Here is a 23,762-nt window from a genome sequence, read left to right on the forward strand (position 1 = left end):
GCGCCCAACGCGCCTAGATCGACCGCCGGATCTCCGCCACGCCGAACGCGGCCAGCGCGAGGCCGGTGACGCGGTCGATCCACTGCCGCACGCGCTGGCCCAGCGCGTGGCGGGCGCCGGTGACCATCGCCACCAGCACGCACCACCAGGCAATCGATCCGCAGAACACCCCCAGCACCGTGGTCAGGGCGATGGGGGTCGAGAACGGCCCGCGCGGCGCCAGTGTGGCGAACAGCGCGGCGAACATGATGATGGTCTGCGGGTTGGTCAGCGTCAGCAGCAGGGCGCTGGCGAAGGCCCGGCGCCTCGAGCCGTTGCCGCGCAGCGTGGCCACGGTCTCGGTCGGCGTGTGGAAGAACGTGCGCAGGCCCAGGTAGACCAAAAACAGCCCGGCCGCCAGGTGGAGCGGCTTGTCATAGGCCAGCATGAACTGCGAGATGCCGACCAACCCGAGCGCCGCCACCATCCCGTAGACCGCATCCCCGCAGGCAATGCCAAGCCCGATCGCCAGCCCGGCGCGAGGCCCCTCGGCCAGCGTGCGGCGAATGCAGAGCATGCCCATCGGGCCGACCGGGGCGGCCACCGCCAGGCCAACGCCGGCAGCGGTCAGGAACAGGGTGGACAGGGACATCGGGCCTCCTTTTTTTATCGATCTTGGGGTTTGCGTCAGGCCGGCGCCGGTGCCGCCGGCGCGGCGTTCTTGCTCAGGAACTGGGCCAGCTCCACGGCCGGCACGGGCCGCCCGAACAGCCAGCCCTGCCCGTAGTCCACGCCCTGCTCGCGCAGGTAGTCGGCCTGGGCGCTGTCCTCGATGCCTTCGGCCACCACCTCCAGCCCGAGCGAGCGCGCCATGGCGATGATATGCGGCGCCACGGTGCTGGTGGCCGCCTCCTGTCCCATCGTATCGACGAACGACTTGTCGATCTTGAGCGCATCCACCTTGAAGCTCTCCAGGTAGGAGAGGCTCGAGTACCCCGTGCCGAAGTCGTCGATATAGACCGGATGGCCGGCGTCCCGGAAGGCCTGGATGGTGTCGCGCGCCACGTCCGGCTCCAGGAAGCCGCGCTCGGTGGCCTCGATGCGGATCTGCGCCGGCGCGATGCCGGTGTCCCGCAGCCTCGCGTCGAGCACGCTCAGGAAGCGCCGGCTCTTCAGGTCCTCCGCGCCCACGTTGATCGAGACATAGAACGACGGATGCCGCCGCAGCAGCGTGCCCAGCTCGGTCAGCACGATGTCCAGCACCTGATCGGTGATCTGCTGGATCAGCCCGGCGTTCTCGGCCATCGGGATAAACAGGTTGGGACGCACCAGCCGGCCGTTACGGCGCCAGCGCACGAGCGCCTCCACGCCCACGCAGTGGTTGTCCGAGAGCGCGACGATGGGCTGGTAGTGCACCGCCATCTCGTGGCGCCGCACCGCGCCGCGCAACTCGCCCTCCAGGCTGAAGCGCCGCGTGGCGCGCCGCCAGACCAGGATGCCGAATGGCACCCCGGCGGCCAGCCCGACGATCAGCCCGCCCACCAGCAGCGCCTTCCAGTTGGTCAGCAGTGCCGCGCGCGGGGCCAGCACCACCACCGCGAACGGCATCGTGCGTGACTTGCGCAGCACTACGGCGGCGTCGTCCTCATGCTCGGCGGCGCCGCCGGTGCCGTAGGCATGGTCGGCGTAGGCGCGCTGCAGCCGGGCGAGGTTGGCGCCCTGCGTGGTGGCGAAGATGCGGCCGGCATCGGTATGCACCACGGCGAGCATGCGCGTGTCGCGGTCCACCACATCGACGAAAACCTGCGGATCGATCGACACATGGTTGCCGTTGCGGCCCATCAGGATGGTCCGACGCGGCGCGCTGAACGGGTTGGCGAGGTCGAACCAGAAGTCGTAGCCATCGGGCGTGCGCCAGTCGGGCGGCGGCAGCGGCAGGGTGCGCGCCTGCACCGGGCCCAGCAGCGCCGAGCACAGGCGGCGGCCGCGGCCATAGACGCCGGCGTCCTGGAGGAAGCGATAGCTGTAGGTGATGCGCCGGAGTTCGACGAGATTCGACGGGGAGCAGGGCTCGTCGCGGAGCTGCTCCATGTCCTGGATGGCGCTGATGGCCTGGCTCATGACCGCTTCGCCGCGCCGCAGCGCCGCGTCGGCGAACACCGCGAGTTGGTCGGCTTCGCGCCGATTGGCCTCCAGCTGCGCCATGAACACGCCGATTCCCACCGGGAACAGCGTAGCCAGGGTCGCCAGGGCAATCGTCAACGCGAGAAACCAGCTGCGCTGCATCGGAGAACATCCCCTCCTGGAGAACCGCGCCGAACGCGGCGCTCCCAAGGATGCGCCGCTCCCCATGATGTACCGGATCGTCAACGCCCGGTTGATCGGCAGGCCATCGGCCCGCCCCTGGGGAGCATAACTAACAATTACGGGTCATGTCTGGTCATTGCCGTGGATTTTGCATTTTTTCCATGGCGGGCATTGATGGAGACCTTGGCCGGATGGTGGATGGCGGCCGGAGGCCAGGGGGCCTACAGCCGCACGCCGGGGATAAGCGCGGCGGCGCGGGCGCTGCCTGCCTCCGGGGCGGCCTGCTCGCCCTGGCCGGGGGGAGGGGGCGGGCGGCGGCCATCGCGGGACAGCGGCGGACGGTCCGGCGGCGGATGATCGGAAAACCCCTCGCGCGGGGCGGTGCCGGCGGGGTCCACCACCAGCGTCAGCGTGGCCACGTAGCGGTCGTGCGCCTCGCGCACGGCGCCGAGCACGGTCTCGCCGGCCATCAGCGCGATGCCGTCGTTGCTGTTCAGCGTGCCGCGCACCTGCCGGCGCCGGTAGGCAGGGAGCTGGCTATACAGATACTCGTTGAGCGCATCGGGCAGGAAGCACTGCGTGGTCAGGTGCGCCCGGCCGGCCGGGTCGAGCACCTTCATATGCAGATGGGTGGCGCGCCCGGCGTACCAGCCGGGATAGATCGTGCGGAACATCGCCACGCCATCGGCGCCCACTGGCTGGCTGCCGCGCAGGAAGGTCTGGCCGCGCGTGGCAATGCGCTGGCCCTTGTCGTCGCGCTGGCCGTCATAGCCCGAGTACACGCCGGCGGCGTTGCAGTGCCAGAGATCCACGCGCTGGCCGGCGAGCGGGCGGCCCTGCACGTCCACCACGGTGAAGCGCACCTCGAGCGGCACGCCGGGCTGGCCTTCGGTGATGTCCTGCCGGATCTTGCCCGCATCGAAGTAATACGGGCCCTCGGTGGTCTGGGCGGTCAGGGGGAGCGTGGCGGCGGTGGCCGGCCGGGGTTCGGCGGCGGGTGCCACGCGGGCCAGCGCGGTCAGGCCGGCGCTGCCCAGGCCCAGCGCCAGCAGGTGGCGCCGGCGGGGGATCGATGCTGTCGATGGTGGCGAGGCAGGAGAGTCGGGCATCGCACGCTCCGTAAAAAGCTGGAATGCCCAGTGTAGTCCCGGGGGTGCCCCGCCAGTGTTTCGCGTCTGTGTCGCCCCGGCTACACGTGGTAACGGGGCGACCAAGGGGGCGATCGGCGGATCAGAGCGCCGATTTCACCACCGCGCCGGAGGCGAAGAAGCTCTCCAGGTTCTCGAACACGAGGCCGGCCATGGCTGCGCGCGTCTCGTGCGTGCCGCTGGCCACGTGGGGCAGCAGGACCACGTTGTCCAGGCCGAACAGCGCCTCGGGCACGTGCGGTTCGTTCTCGTAGACGTCCAGCCCGGCGCCGGCGATGCGCTTGTGGGTCAGGGCGTCGACCAGCGCGGCCTCGTCCACCACGGTGCCGCGCGCGATATTGATCAGGTAGCCCTGCGGCCCGAGCGCTTCCAGCACGCCGGCGGAGATCAGGTGGCGTGTCTCGGGCCCGCCCGAGGTGGCCACGACCAGGAAGTCCGCCCAGCGCGCCAGCGCCTCCACGGACGGCTCGAAGCCATAGGCCACGCCGTCCTGCGGCTTGCGGCCGAAGTAGCGCACTTCCATGTCGAAGCCCGACGAGCGCTGCGCGATCACGCGCCCGATACGCCCCATGCCGACGATGCCCAGCCGCTTGCCGCTGACGCGCGTGGTCAGCGGGTACGGAGCCTTGGGCCACGCGCCGCGCCGCACGTAGCGGTCTGCCGCGCTGACCTGGCGCGCCGCGTCCATCAGCAGGGCGAACGCCGTGTCGGCCACGCAGTCATTGAGCACGTCCGGCGTGTAGCCCACCGCGATGCCGCGCGCGCGGGCGGTGTCCAGGTCGAGCTTGTCGAGCCCCACGCCGAAGCTGGAAATCACGCGCAGGTTCGGCAGCGCGGCCAGCATCTTGCCGTCCACGCCGGTGGCGGCCCGGGTGGTCATCGCCACGAACTCGGCGCCGTGGGCGGCCAGGTAGCCGGCGGGGTCGGTCTCGGCCCAGAGCGGGTGCACGTCGAAAGATTCGGCCAGGCGGGCTTCGGTGTGTTCGGGCAGGCGGCCGTGCTGCAGGAGGCGGGGTTTCATGCGGAATTGGTCCTGTCTGGGAGAGATCTGGGAAGAAGGGCGGGGCGCGGCCGGGGGCGGCGCGCCCGTCATTATCGGGGAGGATGCTTGCGGAAGGCTTGCGGTCAGTAGATGCTCGGCTCACCCACGGGGTCGCCGAAGTCGGTCTGCAGGAAGTCGAAGTCGCAGCCGTCGTTGGCCTGGCGGATGTGCTGCGAGAACATGAAGCCGTAGCCGCGCGCATAGCGGGGCGGCGGCGGGGTCCAGGCGGCGCGGCGGCGCGCCAGTTCTTCGTCGGATACCTCCAGGTGGATGCTGCGCCGGTCGATGTCCACCGAGATCAGGTCGCCGGTGCGCACCAGCGCGAAGGGCCCGCCGATGTACGCCTCGGGCGACACATGGAGGATGCAGGCGCCATAGCTGGTGCCGCTCATGCGTGCGTCGGACATGCGCAGCATGTCGCGCACACCCTGCTTCACCAGCTTCTTCGGGATCGGCAGCATGCCCCATTCCGGCATGCCGGGGCCGCCCTGCGGGCCGGCGTTGCGCAGGATCAGGATGTGGTCGGCGGTCACGTCGAGGCTCTCGTCCTCCACGGCAGCCTTCATCGACGGGTAATCGTCGAACACCAGCGCCGGCCCGGTATGGCGGAAGTAGCGCGGGTCGCAGGCGCTCGGCTTGATCACGCAGCCGTCCGGCGCGATATTGCCGCGCAGCACGGCCAGCGCGCCTTCCCGGTACAGCGCGTTCTCCGTCGTACGGATCACATCGTCATTGTGGACTTCGGCCCCGGCGATGTTCTCGCCCAGCGTACGGCCGGTCACGGTCAGCGCGGTCAGGTCGAGCTTGTCCCGGATGCGGCTCATCAGCGCCGGCAGCCCGCCCGCGTAGTAGAAGTCTTCCATCAGGTACTTGTCGCCGCTGGGCCGGATGTTGGCGATAACTGGCACGTGCCGGCTGGCGGCGTCGAAGTCGTCCAGCCCGATGTCATGCCCGGCGCGGCGCGCCATGGCAATCACGTGGATGATGGCGTTGGTGGAGCAGCCCATGGCCATGGCCACCACGATGGCGTTCAGGTACGCCGCCCGGGTCTGGATGCGCGCCGGCGTGAGGTCTTCCCAGACCATGTCGACGATGCGCCGGCCCGACTCGGAGGCCATGCGGATATGGTTGGCGTCTGCCGCCGGAATCGACGATGCGCCGGGCAGGCTCATGCCCAGCGTCTCGGCGATGGCGGTCATGGTGCTGGCGGTGCCCATCGTCATGCAGGTGCCGTGGCTGCGCGCGATGCCGCCCTCGATGCCGATCCACTCGGCCTGGCTCAGGTTGCCGGCGCGGCGCTCGTCCCAGTATTTCCAGGCGTCCGAGCCGGAGCCGAGCACGTTGCCCTTGTAGTTGCCGCGCAGCATCGGCCCGGCCGGCACGTAGATGGCGGGCACGCCGGCGCTGGTGGCGCCCAGCAGCAGGCCCGGCGTGGTCTTGTCGCAGCCGCCCATCAGCACCGCGCCATCCACCGGATGCGAGCGGATCAGCTCCTCTGCCTCGATGGCGAGCAGGTTGCGGTAGAGCATGGTGGTCGGCTTGACCGAGCTTTCGGAGAGCGAGATGGCGGGCAGCTCCACCGGGAAGCCGCCGGCCTGCAGGATGCCGCGCTTGACGTCTTCCACGCGCTGGCGGAAGTGGGCGTGGCAGGGGTTGATGTCCGACCAGGTGTTCAGGATGGCGATGAGCGGCTTGCCCATCCACTCGTCGGGCGCGTAGCCCATCTGCATGATGCGCGAGCGATGGCCCGAGGAGCGCAGGTCATCGGGGGCAAACCAGCGCGCGCTGCGCAGCGCGTCGGGCGTCTTTCTTCGAACCGTCATGTGTCTCCACCGTTGCTGTCGTCACGGCGCCTGCCAGGCAGCACGCCGTTGGGGTGTGGGTTGGAGGCACTAGTGTATTGGCACGCACACCGACCCGCAACGCCGGAGACCTGTGGCGGCGCCGGCTACTCTGCCTCGAGGATCGAGAGGATGTTGCCGGCCGGGTCCTTGAACCACGCGATGACGGGGCCGCCTTCGCCCCGGCAGATGCCGCGCGCGTCGGTCTTCAGGTCGGGTTCGTCATACATTTCAAAGCGCACGCCGTGGTGCGAGAGGTCGTCCACGGCCTTGTCGACGCTGGCGACCGGGAAGTTCAGCACCGTGAACGTGGCCGGCGCGTGGTTGGGTTTGGGGTAGAGCAGCACGTGGTTGCCGCCGGCCAGGTTGAGCGCGAGCATGCCGTGCTCCTCCGTGACCACGAGGCCGAGCGTGTTGGCGTAGAAGTCCTTGGCCATGGCGAGGTCGTTGACCGAAAATCCGCTGAAAGCATGGCTGTCCCTGAGCATGTTGGTCTCCTGGATCGGGCTGGTGGGGGGCGCCTGCATGGGCGCATCATGGCCCAGTATGGTTCATCGGCCCCCTTCCCCCAAATGACAAATCGATGATGTCCCGCCCGCCGTCCACCCCGCCGTCCACCCCGCCGTCCACCCTCCCGGCACCCCCCGCCACGGCAGCCACCACGGCCGCCCTGACCGCGCTGGCGATGGTCGCCTTCGCGGCCAATTCGCTGCTGGCGCGGGCGGCGCTGAAGGGCACCGGCATCGACGCGGCCACGTTCACGCTGGTGCGGGTGGCTTCGGCCGCCCTTGTGCTGGGGGCGATCCTGCACCTGCGGGCGCGGGGCAGGGCGCGCATGGGGGGCGACTGGATTGGCGCGGCGGCGCTACTGGTCTACGCGTGCGGCTTTTCGTTCGCCTACCTGCGGCTGGCCGCCGGCACCGGGGCGCTGGTGCTGTTCGCCAGCGTGCAGGCGACCATGATCGGCGATGGCCTGCGGCGCGGCGACCGCCTGCGCGCGGTGCAGTGGCTCGGCATTGCGCTGGCGCTGGCGGGGCTGGTCTGGCTGGTGCTGCCGGGTTTGCAGGCCCCGCCGCCCGGGGCGACGCTGCTGATGGCCGTCGCCGGCATCGGCTGGGGCGTCTATTCGCTGCGGGGCCGGGGCGCGCCGGACGCGCTGGCCGCCACCGCCGGCAACTTCGTGCGCGGGGTGCCGATAGCCTTGGCGGTGAGCGTGGTGAGCGTGGGGGCGGTCGCCCAGCTTTCGGTCGACTGGCGCGGGGTGGTGCTGGCGGTGGCCTCGGGCGCCGTGACGTCCGGCATCGGCTATGTGATCTGGTACGCCGCGCTGCGCGGGCTGGCGTCCACCACGGCGGCCACGGTGCAACTGAGCGTGCCGGTGCTGGCCGCGCTGGGCGGCATCGCCTGGCTGGGCGAGCCGATGACCGCGCGGCTGGCCGTCAGCGCGGTGGCCATCCTCGGCGGGATCGCGCTGGTCATTGCCGCGCGGCGGCGCTGATTCCCCTTCTTACTTCTCTTCCACGGCGCGCGGCTCGTTCTCCACGCTCGGCACCGCGTCGCCGCTCATCGGTTCGGCCATCTTGCGGTGCTGTTCCGCCAGCACATCGGACGGCGTGACCATGGCGATGGCCGCGCGCAGCTTGTTCTGCCAGCCGGTAATCACGTCGCCCTCGCCCCGCATCATGGCCTCGAAGCCGATGCGCGCCACCTCGGCCGGATCGGCCTTCTTCTCCTGGGCGATGCGCGTGTCGAGCATGTCGGCGCGGTCGAAGAACTCGGTCTCCGTGGCCCCCGGCATCAGGCAGGTCACCGTGACGCGGGTATCGCGCAGTTCGTGGCGCAAGGCGAACGAAAACGAGTCCAGGAAGGCCTTGGTGGCGTTGTAGACCGCCTGATAGGTGCCCGGCATGAAGCCGGCGATGGACCCGGTGATCAGGATCCGGCCCTCGGCGCGCTCGCGCATGGTCTGGCCGATGTGATGGAGCAGGTAGAGCGTGCCGGTGACGTTGGTTTCCACCACATGCTCGATATCGGCAAATGCCTGGTCCAGGAAGGCGCGGCCCAGGCCGCGCCCGGCGTTGGCGCACAGCACGTCCACCTGCCGCCCGCGCGTGGCGGCCAGCAGCTTGTCCACGCCGGCCGGGGTGGAGAGATCGGCCTGGATGGCCTCGATGGTGGTGCCTTCGGTGCGCAGTGTCTGCGCCGCCGCTTCGATCTGCGGCTCGTCCGCCGCGATGATCAGGTCCATGCCGTGGTCCGCGCAGCACTGCGCGAGGTGATAGCCAATGCCCGTAGAGGCACCGGTGACCACGGCCAGCCGGCGCGTGCCGGTGACCGGGGCGCGCTCGGGATCGTCCAGGCGGTCGATGGGGGTCTCGATCGGGTCCATGGGGGTGTCTCCGTTATCGAATAGGAATTCCCTGACCGCCGCAAGCTTCGTTCCACGCCGCCGGCGCCCGTCCGGAGGGGGCCGCCTCCCTCCGTTTGTAGGGATTGCCACGGCGCGCTGCTCGGGCGAGCGTTTTATTTTGACAACATTACAAACCGCGAAGCGGGTACTTACCTATGGCATGCGTAGCCGCATGATGTTGCGCTAGGAGGTTTTGTCAATCATTGGTCAGAATTGATAGATTTTTAACTTTTCCTGGATGACCGCGATGCTGAGAGTCATGATTTCCAACCCAGATCAGCTTGGACAAGTGCTGCAAGGCGCACGCAAGGTCGCCGGCCTGACCCAGGCGGAAGCGGCTGCCCGGCTCGACATCAGTCAAAGCCGGATTTCGCATATGGAGCTGAACCCCGAGACCATCAGCGCGGGGCAACTGCTGGCGCTGCTCGGGGCCTATGACCTCGATCTCGTCGTGCAGGACCGCGCGATCGGGGAAGCGGAAATTCAGAAGTTCGAGTGGTAAGGCCCGGATCAATCCGCCCGGCTCAGGGCAACAGCGTTTCGCCCTCGCGCAGCGCGGCAAGCGTCGCAAGATGATCGGCAAAGCCGCCGGCCAGCCGGCCACGGGCGCGCGCGCTGGTGGTCACCTGCGGCAGCGTGCTCCAGGCGATATGCGCGTTGATGGCCTGCAGCGCCTCGATCAACGCCACGTCCTCGCTGACCGGGTGCGGCAGGAAGCCGCCCGCGCGCCGGTAGGCATGCGAGCAGACCCCGAGGTTGGCGCCGTGGACATGCCGGTGCCCCTCCTCGCGCCGGTAGCGCGCGGCAAACCGCACGGCCACGTGCGGCGGCTGGGGGCTCCAGTCCTCCACCGTCACCAGTCCGCAGACCGCATCGGCGCGTAGCGCAAGCTGCGCCACCAGCCAGTCCGGCGCTACGCGGCTGTCGGCATCGGTAAAGGCCAGCCAGCGCGCCTGCTGGGCCAGCAGGTGCTGGGCGCCGGCACGACGGGCCTCGCCCACGTTGCGCGCGGCAATCGTCAGGCAGGTGATGCGCTCCGGCGCGTGGCATTGGGCGATGGCGGCCGAGCCGTCGTCGCAGGCATCGAGCACAATCACCACGCGCACCGCCTCGCCGCCGAGCGCCGGATGGGTGGCGGCCATGGTCAGCGCCCGCAGGCACGCCTCCAGATGGTCTTCCTCGTTGTGAACAGGCACGACCACGCCGATCATGGCGCCTCCCGCTGGCGGAGTGGCCGCGCGTCGCGCGACCAGACTTCGAGCAGGAAATCCGGCTCCAGATGCCGCACATGGCGATGCAGCCCCGGCTGCCGCGCGATGGCAGCGTGCACGTGCCGCGTGGGCTGGGTGCGCTCGGCGAACGGCCGCAGCCAGTGGCAGGCCAGGATCACGCCCGCATCGGTCAGCGCGCCGGCCGCGCGTTGCGCGGTCTCAAGCCAGGTATCCGGGGCGAAGAAGTAGCCGATCTCGCTGAGCACGATCAGGTCGAAGGCGGCCTCGGGGCCGTTCGGCCATTCCGCAGGCAGGTTGGCGGTGGCCACCTTCACGTGCCTGTGCCGCGCCACGCGCTCCTGCGCGCAGGCCACGGCGCGGGGCACGAGATCGACGGCCAGCAGGTGGTCGCAGCGCGTGGCGAGGCGATCGGTCAGCATGCCGGTGGCGCAGCCGGCCTCGAACGCCGCGCCGTAGCGCGCGTCAGGCAGCGCGGCGAGCACCACGTCGCGCTTGCGGGCCTCGTACCAGAGCGACTCGAAGCCCCACGGGTCGGGGTTGTCGAACATGGCGTGGAAATCCGTGGCGGTTGCGGTCATAGCGCCCCCATATCGCTATCGTCCTGCGCCAGCCGTTGACCCAGCGCGGCGAGGTCGCGTTCGGCATGGCTCTGGCGCAGCAGCACGGGCAGGTCGGCGTACAGCGCGGCCAGCGTCGGGTTGCGGCACAGCGGGCCGGCGCCGAGCGTGTTGCCGGCGTGCTGGATCACGCGCAGCACGGCGGCCTCGATCACGGTGCGGGCGCGCATGGCCGGCACGAAGGCGTCTTCGGTGGGATGGGCGTCGATCCATTGCGCGGTCTCGCGCAGCAGCGCGGCGCTGGCGTGCAGGTCGCCGTCGATGGCGGCGAGGTGGGCGGCAGCGTGGGGATCGTCCCGCTTCTTCAGCGCCGCGCGCACGGCGTGGGCGAGCGGCAGCGCCGCACCATGCCAGCAGGCCGCGATGCCGGCCCCGCCGTGCCAGAAGCCGGGGCGGCGCAGGTAGGCATCGGGCGCGGTGAGCAGCAGCGCGGGGCAATCGTCGAACAGGACATCGCCGCTATCGGTGGCGGCCATGCCCACGGCGTGCCAGCCCTCGCGCGTGACGGTGACGCCGGGCCCGGCCATGTCGACGATAGCCAGCCGCTGCGGACCGGGCTCCGCCTGATCCAGCCAGCAGGTGACGAGCGCGTGCGAGACCTCCCAGGCGCCTGAACACCAGGCCTTGCGGCCGGTGAGGCGGGCGGGGGTGAAGGTGTCGGTGCCGCTGTCGGTGCCGCTGTCGTTGCCGGTCAGGCCGGCAATGTGCGGGATGCTGGGCGAATCATCGGTCTGCACGCGCAGGCGTGCATCGGGCGGTTCCGCCGCCCAGATCGCCCAGCTTGAGTCGGGAGCCGGCGTGGCGCCGGCGACTTCGGCGAGGATGGCCAGCGCATCGGCATGGGCCTCGAACAGCTTGATGGCTACCGCGCCCCGCCTGGCGGCGATGGTGGCGAACAGTTGCCAGCGCGCCAGCGTCTGGCCATGGCCGGGGAGGGGGATGCCATGGGGGATGCCAGGGGGGATGCCAGGGGGGACGCGATCCCCCCGGACGAACTCGGCAATCAAAGCCCCGAGGTGGGCGTGCGCGCCGCGATCGTCCGGAAAGTCGCCCATGGTGCCTCCATCCTCGTGCCAGCATCGGAATCTGTCACTTTGGAGGGTACGCATGACGCCCCGCGGCGCCTGCCGGCAAACGGCGCGCCGCGATGTCAGCCGAATCCCACAGGGCGTGGCTTACGGGAGATAGCCCAGCACGCGCCACCAGAGGTAATCCAGCGGCAGCAGCACCACCACCGTGATGGCCGCCAGCGCCAGGCACAGCCGCGTGCCGTGCCGCAGGCCCACGCCGCCCAGCTGCATGGCGATGACGATGGGCGGCGACTGGTAGGGGAAGAACACCGTCGAGAACACCGGTACCTGCAACATCAGCACCGTTTCCAGCGGCAGGCCGGTGGCGGTGGCCAGGTCGCGCGCCAGCGGCGTCATCACGGCGGGGAGCGCGGGCAGCGTCGACATCAGCCCGAGCACGGCGCCCATGGCGCCCAGCGCGCCGACATTGCCGGCGGTGTGGCCCGGCGCCAGCGGCAGCCAGTGCAGCAGCGCTGCGCTGATGGCCGTGCCGAGGCCGGTGTGCTCGACCACCGCGCCCAGGCCGAGGAAGCCGGCCACGTAGAGCAGTGGCACCAGATGCACCTGCTCGGTCAGCGCCTTGGGCGAGACCAGTCCGATGCCGGGCAGCAGGCAGACGATGCACGCCGCCAGCGAGATCCAGGCGGGCGAGATGCCGTGCCAGGCGTCCGTGGCGAACGCGGCCACGGCCAGCGCCAGCAGCACCGCGAGCAGCGTTTCGGGCTTGCTCATGGCCGTGCGCGCGGTGGCCGGCTGCGGCGTCATCGCCGCCGTTTCCGGGAACAGCTTGCAGACCAGCCAGACCAGCACCACGGTCTTCAGCGCGCCAAGCACCGGGAAATGCAGCAACAGGTAGCTGCCATAGCTCAGGTTGATGCCATAGAGCGAATTGGCCGCGCCGAGCAGCACGCTGTTGGGAATGTTGGCCGGCAGGATCGACGTGGGCGGCATGTAGCTGGCCGCCGCCACGGTCAGCACCATGCCGATGCGCCCGTTCGAACCGGGCCGGAAGCCGAGGCGGTCCGACAGCGCCAGCACGATCGGCATCAACAGCAGCACCCGGCCCGTGGTGGACGGCATCAGGAACGCCAGCCCCACCGCGCTCATGGCCACCGTGGCAATCACCTGCGGATAGGTGTTGACGCGCTTGTGGAAGATGATGTCCGCCAGCCGCAGCGCCAGCCCCGTGCCGCGCAGCGCCACGCCGGTCACTGCGCCGCCGAACATCAGCCACCAGGCTGTGGACGTGAAGCCGGAGAAGACCACCGGCGCGGGCGCAATGTGGAGGACCACTGCGCACAGGAAGAACAGCAGCGTGGCGGTGGGTTCGGGCAGCGCGCCGGTGGCCCAGCAGGACACGGTGGAGACCACCAGCGCGCCGGCCCAGATCAGCGCCGGCGGCGCCCCGGCGGCCTGGCCGGCGATCCAGACCGCGGCGATGCTGGCCGCGATCAGCAGCGCGGCGCGGATGGAGTCCGCGGGGCGGCCGGTGAATTGCGGGGCGGGGGTGGGTGCCGGTTTGACGGCGGGATCGGCGGCGGGATTGGCGGGGGTCGAATCGGCAGGCATCGCGGGTGTCTCTTCGGAGGCCGGTCGCGCGATTGTTGACGTCTGGCGCCGGCAGCCATTTGTCGTGGTGCCGTATCGTACTGCACGCCGCAAGGCCCGTGCTGGATGCGCAACTTGTGCCCGGCGCGAGGATTTGTCGCTTGTGTTTTCCCGCTCAGCGTGTCTTGCGGAAGGTCAGGTTGATGCGCGTGCGCCCGGTGAGTGCGTGATCGTCATCGGGCAGCGGCGCAATGCCGTGGAAGACCAGCCGCGACGGGCCGCCCCACACCACTACGTCGCCATGGGCGAGCCGGATGCGCGCCGGCTTGTCGGCGCGGCGCAGGCCGCCCCAGAGGAAGGTGGCGGGCAGGCCGAGCGAGACCGAGACGATGGGCGCGCGCAGGTCCAGTTCGTCGCGGTCCTGATGGAGCGAGAGCCGCGTGCCGGGCAGGTAGCGGTTGATCAGGCAGGCATCGGGCGCGAAGCCCGGATAGCCGGCGCTGGCGGCGGCGCGCTCGGCCAGCGCGCGGAACACCTCGGGCATGGGCGGCCACGGCGCGCCGGAATCGGGGTCGACGGGGTCGTAGCGGTAACCGGTGCGGTCGGAGACCCAACCCGCCTCGCCACAATTGGTCATTGCCACCGACATGCGCAGCCCGCCGGGGGTGATCAGGTGGCGGAACGGGGCCTGGGCGCTGACCTGGTCCACGGCGGCCAGCAGGCGGGTATCGACATCGCGCGCAAAACCGCGCAGCACCACGGCGCCCGCGCCGAGCGGCTCGGAGGCGGGCGGGGTGTCGGGGTCGGCGGGCAGGGCGTCGAAGAGATCGAAAGTCATGATGAGGTGAGGCGGGGCATGCCGATGATAGCGGCTCGCCGGGATGCCGGGTGGCGGGGCGTGCAACGCGTTCACGCTATCTGGGTGCCATCGCGCATCGACCAGCGTTGTAAATGGGCAAACCGGCACGGATTCCGAGTGCGCTTCCGTTATCATCCGCGAGTCCTGTCAAGGGACGGTAGCGCGGATCGACAAAAACATAGCGCGCACGGGAATAACCAGAAGGGGTCAATACGATGGAAACCAAGCAATTCGCGCCATGGCGCGGGATGACACTTGTCCGGCGCTTGCTGGGCGCGGGACTGATCGCCGGCATGCTGGCACTGGCCGCCTGTGGCGGCGGGGGCGAGGAGGCGACCAACGGCTCGCCTGGCGCCGGGGCGCCGCTGACGCCGTCCAACCCACAGGTGCCGCAAGTGCCGCCGGTGACCCCGGGGGACCCCGGCACGCCCGGCGTGACCAAGAGCGCCAAGCGCGGCGTGGCCTACGATCTGGTCAGCGCGCAGGACTTCGCGGCGCTCGCGCCGGGGGTGTCCTGGTGGTACAACTGGGCCGCCAAGCCCAACGGCACGGCGCCCGCCGATGCCACCACCAAGTACAGCATGGACTTCATCCCCATGCTCTGGAACGACAACTTCAACGACGCCGCCATCGAAGCCTGGCTGCTGGCCAATCCGCGCGTGAAGTACCTGCTGCTGATGAACGAGCCGAACCTCACCGATCAGGCCAACCTGACCCCGGCGCAGGCGGCCACCGTCTGGCCGCGCTACGAGGCCATCGCCGCCCATACCGGCGTCAAGCTGGTCGGCCCGACCATCACCTGGGGCACCATGCCCGGCTACCAGGACCCGGTGATCTGGATGGACGCGTTCTACGCCGCCTATCGCACCGCCAACGGCAACCGCGACCCGCGCATCGACTACCTGGCCTTCCACTGGTACGACTACGGCCTCGGCGGCCAGCTCGACCGGCTGATGAAGTACAACAAGCCGTTCTGGGTGACCGAGTTCGCCAACTGGCACAGCAACGCCGACGGCGCCCAGATCGACACCCTCGAGAAACAGAAACAGCAGATGAAGGAAATGGTCGCCATCTGCGAACAACGCGCCGACGTGTTCCGCTACGCCTGGTTCACCGGCCGCTGGAACAACGACATGCACTTCACCAGCCTGCTCGGCGGCGATGGGCAGTTGACGGAACTGGGCAAGTACTACATCGGGCTGCCGTTCTGAGCGAGGGTTACCTCGGCCGCGCCATCCCCTCCAGCAACGCCTTATGGAACGCCGCCGGGTCCTGCATCTGGGGGGCGTGGCCGAGTTCGGGGAATTCCACCAGTGTGGTGTTCGGAATGGCCTTGGCAGTGATTTTGGCCAGTTCGGGGTAGCGGCCGAGCTTGGCCTGGACCTCTGGCGGGGCGGCGTCCTTGGCGATGGCGGTGGTGTCCTTGTCGCCGATCAGCAGGAGGGTCGGGGCCTGGATCGCGCCCATTTCGTAGACCACGGGCTGGGTGTAGATCATGTCGTACAGCAGGGCCGAATTCCACGCCACGGTCTGCTTGCCCGGGCCGCGGTTGAGGCCGGCCAGCATCTGCACCCACGGTTCGTAGTCGGCGCGCCATTGGCCCGCATAGTACGTGGCCTTCTCATAGTTGCGGATGCGGTCGGCGGTGGTGCCCAGCTCGCGCGTGTACCACTGGTCCACGGAGAGCGGCGGCACGCCCTTGGCTTTCCAGTCTTCGAGCCCGATCGGGTTGACCAGCACGAGCTGCTGCGTCTCGCGCGGGTACATCAGCGCGTAGCGCATCGCCAGCATGCCGCCCGTGGAATGGCCCATGACCGTCACGTTGCTGACGCCGATGGATGCCAGCAGGTCGTGCGTGTTGCGGGCGAGTTGCTGGAAGGTGTACTGGTAGCGCGCCGGCTTGGTCGACTTGCAGAAGCCGATCTGGTCCGGCGCGATCACGCGGTAGCCGGCGCCGCTGAGCTGGTGGATGGTTTCCTGCCAGGTGGCGGCGCAGAAGTTCTTGCCGTGGAGCAGGACCACCGCGCGGCCGTTGGGCTTCTCGGGTTTGATGTCGAGAAAGGCCATCTGCATGGCTTCGCCCTGGGAGGTGAAGCGGTAGCGCTGGACCGGGGCGGGGTAGTCGAAGCCTTCGAGTTCGGGGCCGTAGGCGGGGCCGCTATCGGCAGTCGGCGCGGATGCAGCGGCATCGGCGGCGTGGGCGAGCGGCGCGGCGAATGCAGAGAACGCGGCGACAGTCGCAGCGGCAAGCAGGGTCTGGCGGAGCAGGGACATGGCGGGGGCGGGGTGCGAGGAAGAGACAGGATCGTCGCACAACTGACCGCCCCGCGTGCGGGGAAGTTCCGGACGGCGGCGGGCGTGCAGGCGCTGCCCTCTCCCCCGGCCCCTCTCCCGCAAGCGGGCGAGGGGAGCAAACCCGCGGTGTTCTCCCCTCTCCCTCTGGGAGAGGGGCTGGGGGAGAGGGCAGGCGTCTGCAGTACCCGATCAGGCGAATGTATCGACTTCGCCGCGCGCCAGCGGGCGCGGGGTGCGGGGGGCGGGCGTAGCGGCCACGGCGGGTGCCGTGTCCTTGCCGAAGCCGGTGGTCTGGGCGAAGGCGCTGCCGCCGTTGGACTGGCGCTGCGGTTGCTGCTGGCCGCCGTTGCCGGCCTGGGCGAAACCGTCCGAGCCGACCGATGCCTGGCCGAGCTGGATGCCCGCTTCGGCCATCGACGTCCGCAGGTGCGGCAGCGCGGCTTCCACGGCGGCGCGTACGGCCTGATGCGGCGACACGAACTGCGCCTGGGCCTGATCGTTCACCACGTTCAGCACCACCTTCAGCGGGCCGAGGTTGGGCGGGTTGAGATCGAGTTCGGCGGTCTGGTTGCCTTGCGTGGACAGGCGCACCATCTGCTGGCCGAGGGCCTGCGCCCACTGGCTGTCGCCGACGTTCGGCGCGACGGCCGGACGCGCGGCGGCTGCGGCGGCCGCTGCCGGCGTGGCATGCACGGCAGCCTGCGCGGCGATGGCCGAGGCCAGCGTGGCGGCGCTGCTGGCATTCGTGGCGCCGGTATCGGCCGATTCGCCGGTACGCGCCGCAGCCGCAGCGGCGGCAAACGGGTTGGCGGCCGGGGCGTTGGCGTTCGGCGCGGCGGCGGCTTGCAGTGCCGGCTGGGCCGTCTGGCCGAGGCTCGACTGCGGGCTGCCGGACTGGCCACCCGTGTGGCTGCCCGACTGGCCGTGCGCGTCCTGCGCGCCGGCGACCGGCACCTGCTGCGTGGCGGCGGCGATCTTGTCGGCGGTGGTCGGTGCGGTGCCCTGGAGCGCGGCGCGCTGCTGGGCGATGGTCGCCAGCGTGTCGGCCGGGCTCGGCGTGGACGCCTTGGCGGTGGCGTCGGCGGTGGCCGTGGCCGGCAGTTGCGCCAGCGGGTCGGTCTGGGCCGGGGCGGCGGCATCGCCAGCCGCTGCGGCGGCTTGTGCGGCTTGTGCGGCCTGTGCGGCCTGTGCGGCGGCTTGCGCGGCAGCCTGGCCGGTCAGCGTGGCCGGGCCATTGAGACCATTGAGACCATTGAGACCGTTCACGCCATTCATACCATTCAGGCCAGCGAGGCTGTTCAGCCCGGTGGGGTCGGCAGCGGTCTTGTCGGTCGGAGCCGGTTGCTGGGGCAGCGGTTGCAGCAGCATCGCGGCGGCCAGCGCGGCGGCAGCGGCGGCGGCGTCAGAGGCCACAGTGCTGTCTTCGCCGTTCTCGGCATCCTGCGTGGTGTCCGTGGCGGCATCGGCCTTGCCGGTGGTCTTCCCGTCGGCATCCTTGGCCGGGCGCGTATTGGCCTGCGCCGTCTGGGTGTCGCCCTTGTTCTGCGTCGATGGTTCGGCCGACTTGTCCTTGGCTGCCGTGTCCCTGGCGTCCGCCTTGTTGCCGGACGGCTTGGCGGGCACGCGCACGGCGGGTTGGCCGCTCTCGCGCGCGCGGGTCAGCGCGTCCTTGAACGCATTCGCTTCGGCGCTGGCGCGGGCGTCGCCGGCCGTGCCGGAGGTCGGGGTCTTCAGGCCGGCGTTGCCGACGAGCTGGCTGATATCGATCATGTTCTTGTTGGCAGGTTAGTTCTGGCCGCTGGCCGGCTGGCGGGCCATGCGGGCGGCGTATTCGTCAGTGGAACGCTGCTCGCGCCGCGCGGAGACCTGCTGCTCGCGCACTTCGGCGCGGGTGATCAGCGTGTCGAACGAGTTCTGGCGGCGCTTCTGCTGCTGCCAGTTGGCACGGCCAGCCAGCAGGTCGGCCTCGGCCTTGGCCAGCGCGCTGGTCTGCTGGCGGATGGCGTGGTCGAGCGAGTCGAGAAAGCGCGAGAAGTCCTGCCAGCGCCCCGAGGTCATGCCCTCCGCCGCGATGGCCTGCATGCGCGTGCGGTACTCGTGACGGTATTCGGTCAGCGCCAGGAGCTGCTGCTCGGCCTGCGTGCGCAGCCCCTGCAGCCGGCCCAGCTCGCGCGTGGCCTTGTCCGTGTTGTCCTGGGCCAGTTCGGCCAGCGTGTTGAGCGGGGTCGGCTTAGCCATGGTGCGTCCTCTCGAAGAGATCGTGCAGGCGGGCGATTGAACCCTCGTAGTCCGCGCGCTCGTGGATGTCCTGTTGCAGGAACGACTCCATGCGCGGGTGCATGCGGATTGCGAGGTCCAGTTCCGGATCGTTGCCGGGCACGTAGGCGCCCACGCTGATCAGGTCACGGTTGCGCTGGTAGCGCGACATCAGTTGCTTGAAGCGCCGCACGGAGGCGAACTGCGGCGGCTCGATCAGCGCGGTCATGGCGCGGCTGATCGAGGCTTCCACGTCGATGGCCGGATAGTGGCCGCTCTCGGCCAGGCTCCGCGACAGCACGATGTGGCCGTCCAGAATCGCGCGGGCGGAATCGGCGATGGGGTCCTGCTGGTCATCGCCCTCGGTCAGCACGGTGTAGAAGGCGGTGATGGAGCCGCCGCCCTCGGGGCCGTTGCCGGTGCGCTCCACCAGCGTGGGCAGCTTGGCGAACACCGAAGGCGGATAGCCCTTGGTGGCGGGCGGTTCGCCGATGGCCAGCGCGATCTCGCGCTGGGCCATCGCGTAACGGGTGAGCGAGTCCATGATCAGCAGCACGTGCTGGCCCTGGTCGCGGAAATATTCGGCGAGGCGCGTGGCGTAGGCGGCACCCTGCATGCGCAGCAGCGGCGAGGTATCGGCCGGCGCGGCCACCACGACCGAGCGCTTGCGGCCCTCTTCGCCCAGGATGTTCTCGATGAAGTCCTTCACTTCGCGGCCGCGTTCGCCGATCAGGCCGACCACGATCACGTCGGCGCTGGTGTAGCGGGCCATCATGCCCAGCAGCACTGACTTACCCACGCCGGAGCCGGCGAACAGGCCCATGCGCTGGCCGCGTCCCACGGTCAGCATGCCGTTGATGGCGCGCACGCCCGTGTCCAGCACGGTTTCGATCGGGGCGCGCATCAGCGGGTTGATCTGCTTGCCGGCCAGCGGGACTTCGGTGGCGGCGGTGATCGGGCCGAGGCCGTCGAGCGGACGACCGGCGGCGTCGAGCACGCGGCCCAGCAGGCCGTGGCCTACCGGCAGGCGCTTCGAGCCGGGTTCGCGCGGCGAAGCCATGCCGGACGGTTGCGGCGACGGTTCGAGCGGATAGACACGGGCGCCCGGCACCAGGCCGGCCACGTCCGATTGCGGCATCAGGTAGAGGCGGTCGGCGCCAAAGCCGACCACTTCGGCCTCGGCCGTGCGCGGGCCGCCATGGGCGTGCTGCGTGCCCGGCAGTTCGATCAGGCAGTCGCTGCCCACCGGCATGCGCAGCCCCACGGCTTCCAGCACGAGCCCGGCGGCGCGCGTCAGGCGGCCGCAGGCGCGCTTGCTGTCCACCTCGGCGATACCTGCCGAGGCGCCGGTCAGCGCGTCGCGCCAGCGCGCGGTGTGCAGCGCGGCAGAAGCGACATCGGCGGGTGCCGACGGGGGCATCGGCTGGGCCGGCGCGGCGGGCTGGGCGTCATGCATGCGGGGGCTCCCACGGGTCGTTGCGGCCCAGGGCCTTGATCACACGGCTCCAGCGGGTGGCCAGGCTGGCGTCCAGTTCGCCGCTGGCGGCGCTGGCGATGCAGCCGCCGCGCGCCACGGTGGCGTCGGCGCGCACGGTCCAGCCGGCGGCTTCCAGTTCGCCGGCCAGGTGGGTTTCCACCAGCGACACGTCTTCGGGATTCAGCAGCAGGCAGGGCGAGCCGGACAGCCGCGGCTCGGCCGCCAGCAGTTCGCGCGCGGCGGGCAGCAGCGCGGCGGGATCGGTCTCCATGGTCTTGCGGACCAGCTGGCGGGCCACATCGAGGGCCAGGCCGACCAGTGCGTCGGCAATCTCGGTATCCACGCGGCCAAGCGCGTCGCGGAAGTTGCCGGCCAGCTCCTGCAGCCGGGCGGCTTCATTGCGGGCCGATTCCAGGCCGCGCGCATAGCCTTCGCGGTGGCCGTCGCCATAACCCTGGGTCTGGCCCTGGGTGTAGCCCTGCGCATAGCCTTCCTTGCGGGCGCCTTCGCGCATCGCATGCAGGGCTTCGAAATCGATGGACGGCGGGGGCGGCGGTTCGGCGGGGAGCTGGACGGACTCAAGCGCCCGCTTCAGCGCGTCGCGCGGGTCCAGCGACACCATCTGCCAGCGCTGCCAGGCGTCCCCGCGCGAGCGGGCGCGCACCGGGCTGGGCGGCTCGAACGCGCTGAAGTTGTCGAACGGGTCGCTGGCACCGGCGCCACTGCCATTGCCGATGCTGGTGCCGGTGTCGCCGCGGGCAGGCCCGCGGCTGGCGGCAAAGCCGCGCTCAAACGTAGGCATCGTCGCCTCCGCCAATCTGGATTTCGCCCGATTCCGCCAGGCGTCTCACCACCTGCAGGATGGCCTTCTGCTCGGCCTCCACCTGCGACACACGCACCGGTCCCAGCGCTTCCAGGTCTTCGCGCAGCATCTCGCCGGCACGGGTGGACATGTTGCGGATGAACTTGTCGCGCAGTTCCTGCTGGGCACCCTTGAGCGCCACGATGAGCGATTCGGTAGCCACTTCCTTGAGCACGCGCTGGATGCCGCGGTCGTCCACTTCCAGCAGGTTCTCGAACAGGAACATCTCGTCGATGATCTTCTGGGCCAGGTCGGTGTCGTGCGTGCGCACGCCGTCGATGACCGCTTCCTCGTGGGCCGTGCTCATCAGGTTGATGATCTCGGCCGCCGTGCGGACGCCGCCCATGCGGCTGCGCTTCAGGCTCTGGCCGGCCAGCAGCTTGGTCAGCACGTCGGTCAGCTCCTGCAGCGCGCCCGGCTGCACGCCGCCGAACGTGGCGATCCGCAGGATCACGTCGTTGCGCAGGCGGTCCGTGAAGAAGCCCAGCACTTCGGACGACTTCTGGCGGTCCAGGTGGATCAGGATGGTAGCGATGATCTGCGGGTGCTCGTCCTTGATCAGCTCGGCCACCGAGGTGGCGTCCATCCAGTTCAGGGAGTCGATGCCGCCGCCCGGATCGCGCGATTCCAGGATGTCCTCGATCACGGACAGCGCGCGTTCCTCGCCCAGCGCCTTGTTCAGCACGCTCTTGATGAACGAGCTGGAGTCCACGTTCAGCGCCAGGTACTGCTCGGTCTCGCCGCGGAACTCGGCCAGCACCTCGGCCATTTCCTCGCGCGTCACCGACGACAGGTTGGCCATCGCCGAACCCAGCCCCTGCACTTCACGGGGCGACAGATGCTTGAAAACCTCGGCGGCAGCGTCCTCGCCAATCGCCATCATCAGGATGGCGCTCTTCTGCAGGCCCTGTTCGGGCATTCCCTTACTGGCGTTCGTCATGGGCCATCCAATTCTTGATTACGCTGGCGACCAGGCGCGGGTCGCGTTGCGCGGCGTCGCGCACCAGGGCGAGATCGCTTTCGTACTTCGCGGCCAGGCGCAGGACTTCCGGATTCTGGGCTTCTTCCGGCGGCAGGAGCACGGCTTCGCTGGCTTCCGTCGTCTCGGAGGGCGCGGGCAGCGGCGGCGCGGTGTACTTGCGCAGCACCGGACGCGCCACCTTGAACCACAGGAACATCGCCAGGATGGCCAGCAGCAGGTAGCCGACGCCGGTCTTGGCCAGGTCGATCATCTGCGGTTGCTTCCACAGCGGCAGCTCGGGTTCCTTCTCCGCGTTGTCGGTGAACGGGCTGTTGACCACGTTCAGCGAGTCGCCGCGGTCGGCCGAGTAGCCCATCGCTTCCTTGGTCAGGTTCTCGATCTGGGCCAGTTCCTTGGCGGACAGCGCCTCGGTCACCGGCTTGCCCTTGGCATCGAGCTTCTGGCGGTAGTTCACGACCACGGCCACCGACAGGCGCTTCACGCCGCCCGGAGCCTGCTGCACGTGACGCACCACGCGGTCCACCTCGTAGTTGGTGGTGGCGTCGCGGCGGCTGGTGCTCGGGCCGGTCTTCTCGGCGGTCTGCGTGGCCTGGTTCGCGTTGGCCTGGGCCGGCGGATTGGGCTGGCCCGGCTGGCGCGGCGGCTGCGGCGTGGTCACCGGGGCCACGGCGGCGGCCGGCGGCTGGTTCGACAGCGCGCCCGGCACGCCGCCCACGGGGGTGGCGCCCTGCGTGCTCGACTCGCTGGTCTGCTGGCTGCGGATGACCGCCTTGGTCGGGTCCTGGTTCGGCTTGTAGCTTTCGTCGGTGTGCTCGACGGACGAGAAGTCCACGTCCGCGGTGACCTGGGCGTGGACGTTGTCCTTGCCGAGGATCGGCGCGAGGATGGCTTCCACGCGCTTCACGTAGTTCTGTTCCACCTGCTGCACGAACTTGAGCTGGCTGGCATCCAGCGAGCGGTCGTTGGTGCCGGAGAGCAGGTTGCCGTGCTGGTCGACGATGGAGATCGACTTCGGCGTGAGTTCGGGCACGCTGGACGAAACCAGGTGGCTGATCGCGGCGACCTGGCCTTCATCGACGGCGCGGCCCGGGTAGAGCTGCAGCACGATCGACGCGGTGGGCTTCTGGCGCTCGCGCACGAACAGGGTGGGCTTGGGGATGGCCAGGTGCACGCGGGCCGACTGCACGGCGCCGATCGACTCGATCGAGCGGGCGAGTTCGCCTTCCAGGCCACGCTGGTAGTTGACCTGTTCGGCAAACTGGCTGATGCCGAACTTCTGGTTGTCCATCAGCTCCATGCCGGTGTTGCCGCTCTTCGGCAGGCCCTGGCTGGCCAGCTTGAGGCGCATTTCGTGCACCTTGTCAGCCGGCACCATCAGCGCGCCGCCGCCTTCGGCGAACTTGTACGGCACGTTCATCTGCTGGAGGGAGGCCACCACGGCGCCGCCGTCGCGCTCGGACAGGTTGCTGTACAGCACCTTGTAGTCCGGCGTGCGCGACCACATCACGCCCACGGCGATGGCCGCGACCAGTGCCGCCCCGCCCAGCATCATGGGCAGGCGCGGATTGGCCTTGAGCTTGTCGACCAGTGCCGCGCCGTTCGGCAGGGTAGCTGCCGCGTTCATGCGCGCGACTCCGGCGCGGCAGGGTTAGTCCTGCCCTTGCCACTTTCGCCTTGGCTGCCGTTAATCATTTCGGCTTGGCTCACATTACGCTGCTGAAAAAACACGCGCACTCCCCGCTGGTTGATAACAGGCCGGGGCGGTGCGTCGATACGCTTGGATCCGCCAGATCCGGCACGGTAGCGATGATCGGCCAGAAGGCTGATGGACAATCGG

At 69.9% G+C, this 23,762-nt stretch carries 22 protein-coding genes; 3 read left to right on the plus strand and 19 right to left on the minus strand.

Going from position 1 to position 23,762, the window contains the following annotated elements; translation table 11 throughout:
* Positions 1-13: 13 nt before the first annotated feature.
* The 6 genes from AC1DFU_RS01165 to AC1DFU_RS01190 form a co-directional block, all read right to left on the minus strand.
* Positions 14-631, minus strand: a complete 618-nt coding sequence (locus AC1DFU_RS01165) for a LysE family translocator (RefSeq protein ID WP_092295530.1) — start codon at positions 629-631, stop codon at positions 14-16.
* Between the two features lie 35 nt (positions 632-666).
* Complete coding sequence (locus AC1DFU_RS01170; protein WP_092295527.1) at positions 667-2,265, minus strand: EAL domain-containing protein; 1,599 nt, start codon at positions 2,263-2,265, stop codon at positions 667-669.
* 242 nt (positions 2,266-2,507) lie between these two features.
* Positions 2,508-3,395, minus strand: coding sequence for an intradiol ring-cleavage dioxygenase (locus AC1DFU_RS01175; RefSeq protein ID WP_441592585.1), 888 nt, complete (start codon positions 3,393-3,395; stop codon positions 2,508-2,510).
* 121 nt (positions 3,396-3,516) lie between these two features.
* Positions 3,517-4,455 (minus strand): 2-hydroxyacid dehydrogenase, encoded by a 939-nt coding sequence (locus tag AC1DFU_RS01180; RefSeq protein ID WP_092295521.1) that lies wholly within the window; start codon positions 4,453-4,455, stop codon positions 3,517-3,519.
* 104 nt (positions 4,456-4,559) lie between these two features.
* Positions 4,560-6,299 (minus strand): L-arabinonate dehydratase, encoded by a 1,740-nt coding sequence (gene araD / locus AC1DFU_RS01185; RefSeq protein WP_092295518.1) that lies wholly within the window; start codon positions 6,297-6,299, stop codon positions 4,560-4,562.
* A gap of 125 nt (positions 6,300-6,424) precedes the next feature.
* Positions 6,425-6,844 carry a VOC family protein gene (locus AC1DFU_RS01190; protein WP_441592584.1) on the minus strand — a complete coding sequence of 140 codons (420 nt, stop codon included), beginning with the start codon at positions 6,842-6,844 and terminating at the stop codon, positions 6,425-6,427.
* Positions 6,845-7,002: 158 nt separating this feature from the next.
* On the opposite strand from AC1DFU_RS01190, the gene AC1DFU_RS01195 reads away from it, so the two are divergent.
* Entirely contained in the window at positions 7,003-7,815 is an 813-nt protein-coding gene (locus tag AC1DFU_RS01195; protein WP_441592679.1) for a DMT family transporter, read from the plus strand.
* Positions 7,816-7,824: 9 nt separating this feature from the next.
* Here the strand turns inward: AC1DFU_RS01195 and AC1DFU_RS01200 are convergent, their stop codons facing one another.
* On the minus strand, positions 7,825-8,706 hold the full coding sequence (locus tag AC1DFU_RS01200; RefSeq protein WP_092295512.1) for an SDR family NAD(P)-dependent oxidoreductase: 882 nt from the start codon (positions 8,704-8,706) through the stop codon (positions 7,825-7,827).
* 280 nt (positions 8,707-8,986) lie between these two features.
* Between AC1DFU_RS01200 and AC1DFU_RS01205 the strand changes: the two genes are divergently transcribed.
* On the plus strand, positions 8,987-9,229 hold the full coding sequence (locus tag AC1DFU_RS01205; RefSeq protein WP_255370847.1) for a helix-turn-helix domain-containing protein: 243 nt from the start codon (positions 8,987-8,989) through the stop codon (positions 9,227-9,229).
* 22 nt (positions 9,230-9,251) lie between these two features.
* Here AC1DFU_RS01205 and AC1DFU_RS01210 read toward each other — a convergent pair whose 3' ends face one another.
* The 5 genes from AC1DFU_RS01210 to alkB form a co-directional block, all read right to left on the minus strand.
* Complete coding sequence (locus AC1DFU_RS01210; protein ID WP_092295509.1) at positions 9,252-9,938, minus strand: glycosyltransferase family 2 protein; 687 nt, start codon at positions 9,936-9,938, stop codon at positions 9,252-9,254.
* Complete coding sequence (locus tag AC1DFU_RS01215) at positions 9,935-10,537, minus strand: SAM-dependent methyltransferase (RefSeq protein ID WP_092295506.1); 603 nt, start codon at positions 10,535-10,537, stop codon at positions 9,935-9,937. The genes AC1DFU_RS01210 and AC1DFU_RS01215 overlap by 4 nt, the downstream gene beginning before the upstream one ends.
* Positions 10,534-11,631: an acyl-CoA dehydrogenase gene (locus tag AC1DFU_RS01220; protein ID WP_441592583.1), complete on the minus strand. Its 1,098-nt coding sequence runs from the start codon at positions 11,629-11,631 to the stop codon at positions 10,534-10,536. Before AC1DFU_RS01220 ends, AC1DFU_RS01215 begins: the two co-directional genes overlap by 4 nt.
* Before the next feature lie 120 nt (positions 11,632-11,751).
* Positions 11,752-13,215, minus strand: coding sequence for an SLC13 family permease (locus AC1DFU_RS01225; protein ID WP_441592582.1), 1,464 nt, complete (start codon positions 13,213-13,215; stop codon positions 11,752-11,754).
* Between the two features lie 154 nt (positions 13,216-13,369).
* Positions 13,370-14,032 carry a DNA oxidative demethylase AlkB gene (gene alkB / locus AC1DFU_RS01230; protein ID WP_441592581.1) on the minus strand — a complete coding sequence of 221 codons (663 nt, stop codon included), beginning with the start codon at positions 14,030-14,032 and terminating at the stop codon, positions 13,370-13,372.
* 236 nt (positions 14,033-14,268) lie between these two features.
* Here alkB and AC1DFU_RS01235 point away from each other — a divergent pair, with 236 nt between their 5' ends.
* On the plus strand, positions 14,269-15,264 hold the full coding sequence (locus AC1DFU_RS01235) for a glycoside hydrolase family protein (RefSeq protein WP_441592580.1): 996 nt from the start codon (positions 14,269-14,271) through the stop codon (positions 15,262-15,264).
* Between the two features lie 7 nt (positions 15,265-15,271).
* On the opposite strand, the gene AC1DFU_RS01240 is transcribed toward AC1DFU_RS01235, so the two are convergent.
* The 7 genes from AC1DFU_RS01240 to fliF form a co-directional block, all read right to left on the minus strand.
* Positions 15,272-16,327, minus strand: coding sequence for an alpha/beta fold hydrolase (locus tag AC1DFU_RS01240; protein WP_441592579.1), 1,056 nt, complete (start codon positions 16,325-16,327; stop codon positions 15,272-15,274).
* A gap of 210 nt (positions 16,328-16,537) precedes the next feature.
* Positions 16,538-18,118: a flagellar hook-length control protein FliK gene (locus AC1DFU_RS01245; protein WP_477159662.1), complete on the minus strand. Its 1,581-nt coding sequence runs from the start codon at positions 18,116-18,118 to the stop codon at positions 16,538-16,540.
* Positions 18,119-18,133: 15 nt separating this feature from the next.
* Complete coding sequence (fliJ, locus tag AC1DFU_RS01250; RefSeq protein ID WP_092295488.1) at positions 18,134-18,586, minus strand: flagellar export protein FliJ; 453 nt, start codon at positions 18,584-18,586, stop codon at positions 18,134-18,136.
* Positions 18,579-20,060, minus strand: a complete 1,482-nt coding sequence (gene fliI, locus AC1DFU_RS01255) for a flagellar protein export ATPase FliI (RefSeq protein WP_369823441.1) — start codon at positions 20,058-20,060, stop codon at positions 18,579-18,581. The genes fliJ and fliI overlap by 8 nt, the downstream gene beginning before the upstream one ends.
* On the minus strand, positions 20,053-20,883 hold the full coding sequence (gene fliH, locus AC1DFU_RS01260) for a flagellar assembly protein FliH (RefSeq protein ID WP_092295485.1): 831 nt from the start codon (positions 20,881-20,883) through the stop codon (positions 20,053-20,055). The genes fliI and fliH overlap by 8 nt, the downstream gene beginning before the upstream one ends.
* Positions 20,870-21,883, minus strand: a complete 1,014-nt coding sequence (gene fliG / locus AC1DFU_RS01265) for a flagellar motor switch protein FliG (protein ID WP_092295482.1) — start codon at positions 21,881-21,883, stop codon at positions 20,870-20,872. The genes fliH and fliG overlap by 14 nt, the downstream gene beginning before the upstream one ends.
* Entirely contained in the window at positions 21,867-23,549 is a 1,683-nt protein-coding gene (gene fliF, locus AC1DFU_RS01270; protein WP_441592577.1) for a flagellar basal-body MS-ring/collar protein FliF, read from the minus strand. The genes fliG and fliF overlap by 17 nt, the downstream gene beginning before the upstream one ends.
* Positions 23,550-23,762 lie beyond the last annotated feature (213 nt).

The sequence above is a fragment of the Cupriavidus sp. 10L45 genome (assembly GCF_056395225.1).

Coding starts and splice junctions, on each gene's coding strand:
- AC1DFU_RS01165 (WP_092295530.1), bottom strand. CDS start 631: ATGTCCCTGTCCACCCTGTTCCTGACCGCTGCCGGCGTTGGCCTGGCG.
- fliG (WP_092295482.1), bottom strand. CDS start 21,883: ATGACGAACGCCAGTAAGGGAATGCCCGAACAGGGCCTGCAGAAGAGC.
- AC1DFU_RS01220 (WP_441592583.1), bottom strand. CDS start 11,631: ATGGGCGACTTTCCGGACGATCGCGGCGCGCACGCCCACCTCGGGGCT.
- fliH (WP_092295485.1), bottom strand. CDS start 20,883: ATGCCTACGTTTGAGCGCGGCTTTGCCGCCAGCCGCGGGCCTGCCCGC.
- AC1DFU_RS01245 (WP_477159662.1), bottom strand. CDS start 18,118: ATGATCGATATCAGCCAGCTCGTCGGCAACGCCGGCCTGAAGACCCCG.
- AC1DFU_RS01205 (WP_255370847.1), top strand. CDS start 8,987: ATGATTTCCAACCCAGATCAGCTTGGACAAGTGCTGCAAGGCGCACGC.
- AC1DFU_RS01180 (WP_092295521.1), bottom strand. CDS start 4,455: ATGAAACCCCGCCTCCTGCAGCACGGCCGCCTGCCCGAACACACCGAA.
- AC1DFU_RS01240 (WP_441592579.1), bottom strand. CDS start 16,327: ATGTCCCTGCTCCGCCAGACCCTGCTTGCCGCTGCGACTGTCGCCGCG.
- AC1DFU_RS01175 (WP_441592585.1), bottom strand. CDS start 3,395: ATGCCCGACTCTCCTGCCTCGCCACCATCGACAGCATCGATCCCCCGC.
- AC1DFU_RS01225 (WP_441592582.1), bottom strand. CDS start 13,215: ATGCCTGCCGATTCGACCCCCGCCAATCCCGCCGCCGATCCCGCCGTC.
- AC1DFU_RS01210 (WP_092295509.1), bottom strand. CDS start 9,938: ATGATCGGCGTGGTCGTGCCTGTTCACAACGAGGAAGACCATCTGGAG.
- AC1DFU_RS01195 (WP_441592679.1), top strand. CDS start 7,003: ATGGTCGCCTTCGCGGCCAATTCGCTGCTGGCGCGGGCGGCGCTGAAG.
- araD (WP_092295518.1), bottom strand. CDS start 6,299: ATGACGGTTCGAAGAAAGACGCCCGACGCGCTGCGCAGCGCGCGCTGG.
- fliI (WP_369823441.1), bottom strand. CDS start 20,060: ATGCATGACGCCCAGCCCGCCGCGCCGGCCCAGCCGATGCCCCCGTCG.
- AC1DFU_RS01215 (WP_092295506.1), bottom strand. CDS start 10,537: ATGACCGCAACCGCCACGGATTTCCACGCCATGTTCGACAACCCCGAC.
- AC1DFU_RS01170 (WP_092295527.1), bottom strand. CDS start 2,265: ATGCAGCGCAGCTGGTTTCTCGCGTTGACGATTGCCCTGGCGACCCTG.
- AC1DFU_RS01200 (WP_092295512.1), bottom strand. CDS start 8,706: ATGGACCCGATCGAGACCCCCATCGACCGCCTGGACGATCCCGAGCGC.
- AC1DFU_RS01235 (WP_441592580.1), top strand. CDS start 14,269: ATGGAAACCAAGCAATTCGCGCCATGGCGCGGGATGACACTTGTCCGG.
- fliJ (WP_092295488.1), bottom strand. CDS start 18,586: ATGGCTAAGCCGACCCCGCTCAACACGCTGGCCGAACTGGCCCAGGAC.
- alkB (WP_441592581.1), bottom strand. CDS start 14,032: ATGACTTTCGATCTCTTCGACGCCCTGCCCGCCGACCCCGACACCCCG.
- AC1DFU_RS01190 (WP_441592584.1), bottom strand. CDS start 6,844: ATGCAGGCGCCCCCCACCAGCCCGATCCAGGAGACCAACATGCTCAGG.
- fliF (WP_441592577.1), bottom strand. CDS start 23,549: ATGAACGCGGCAGCTACCCTGCCGAACGGCGCGGCACTGGTCGACAAG.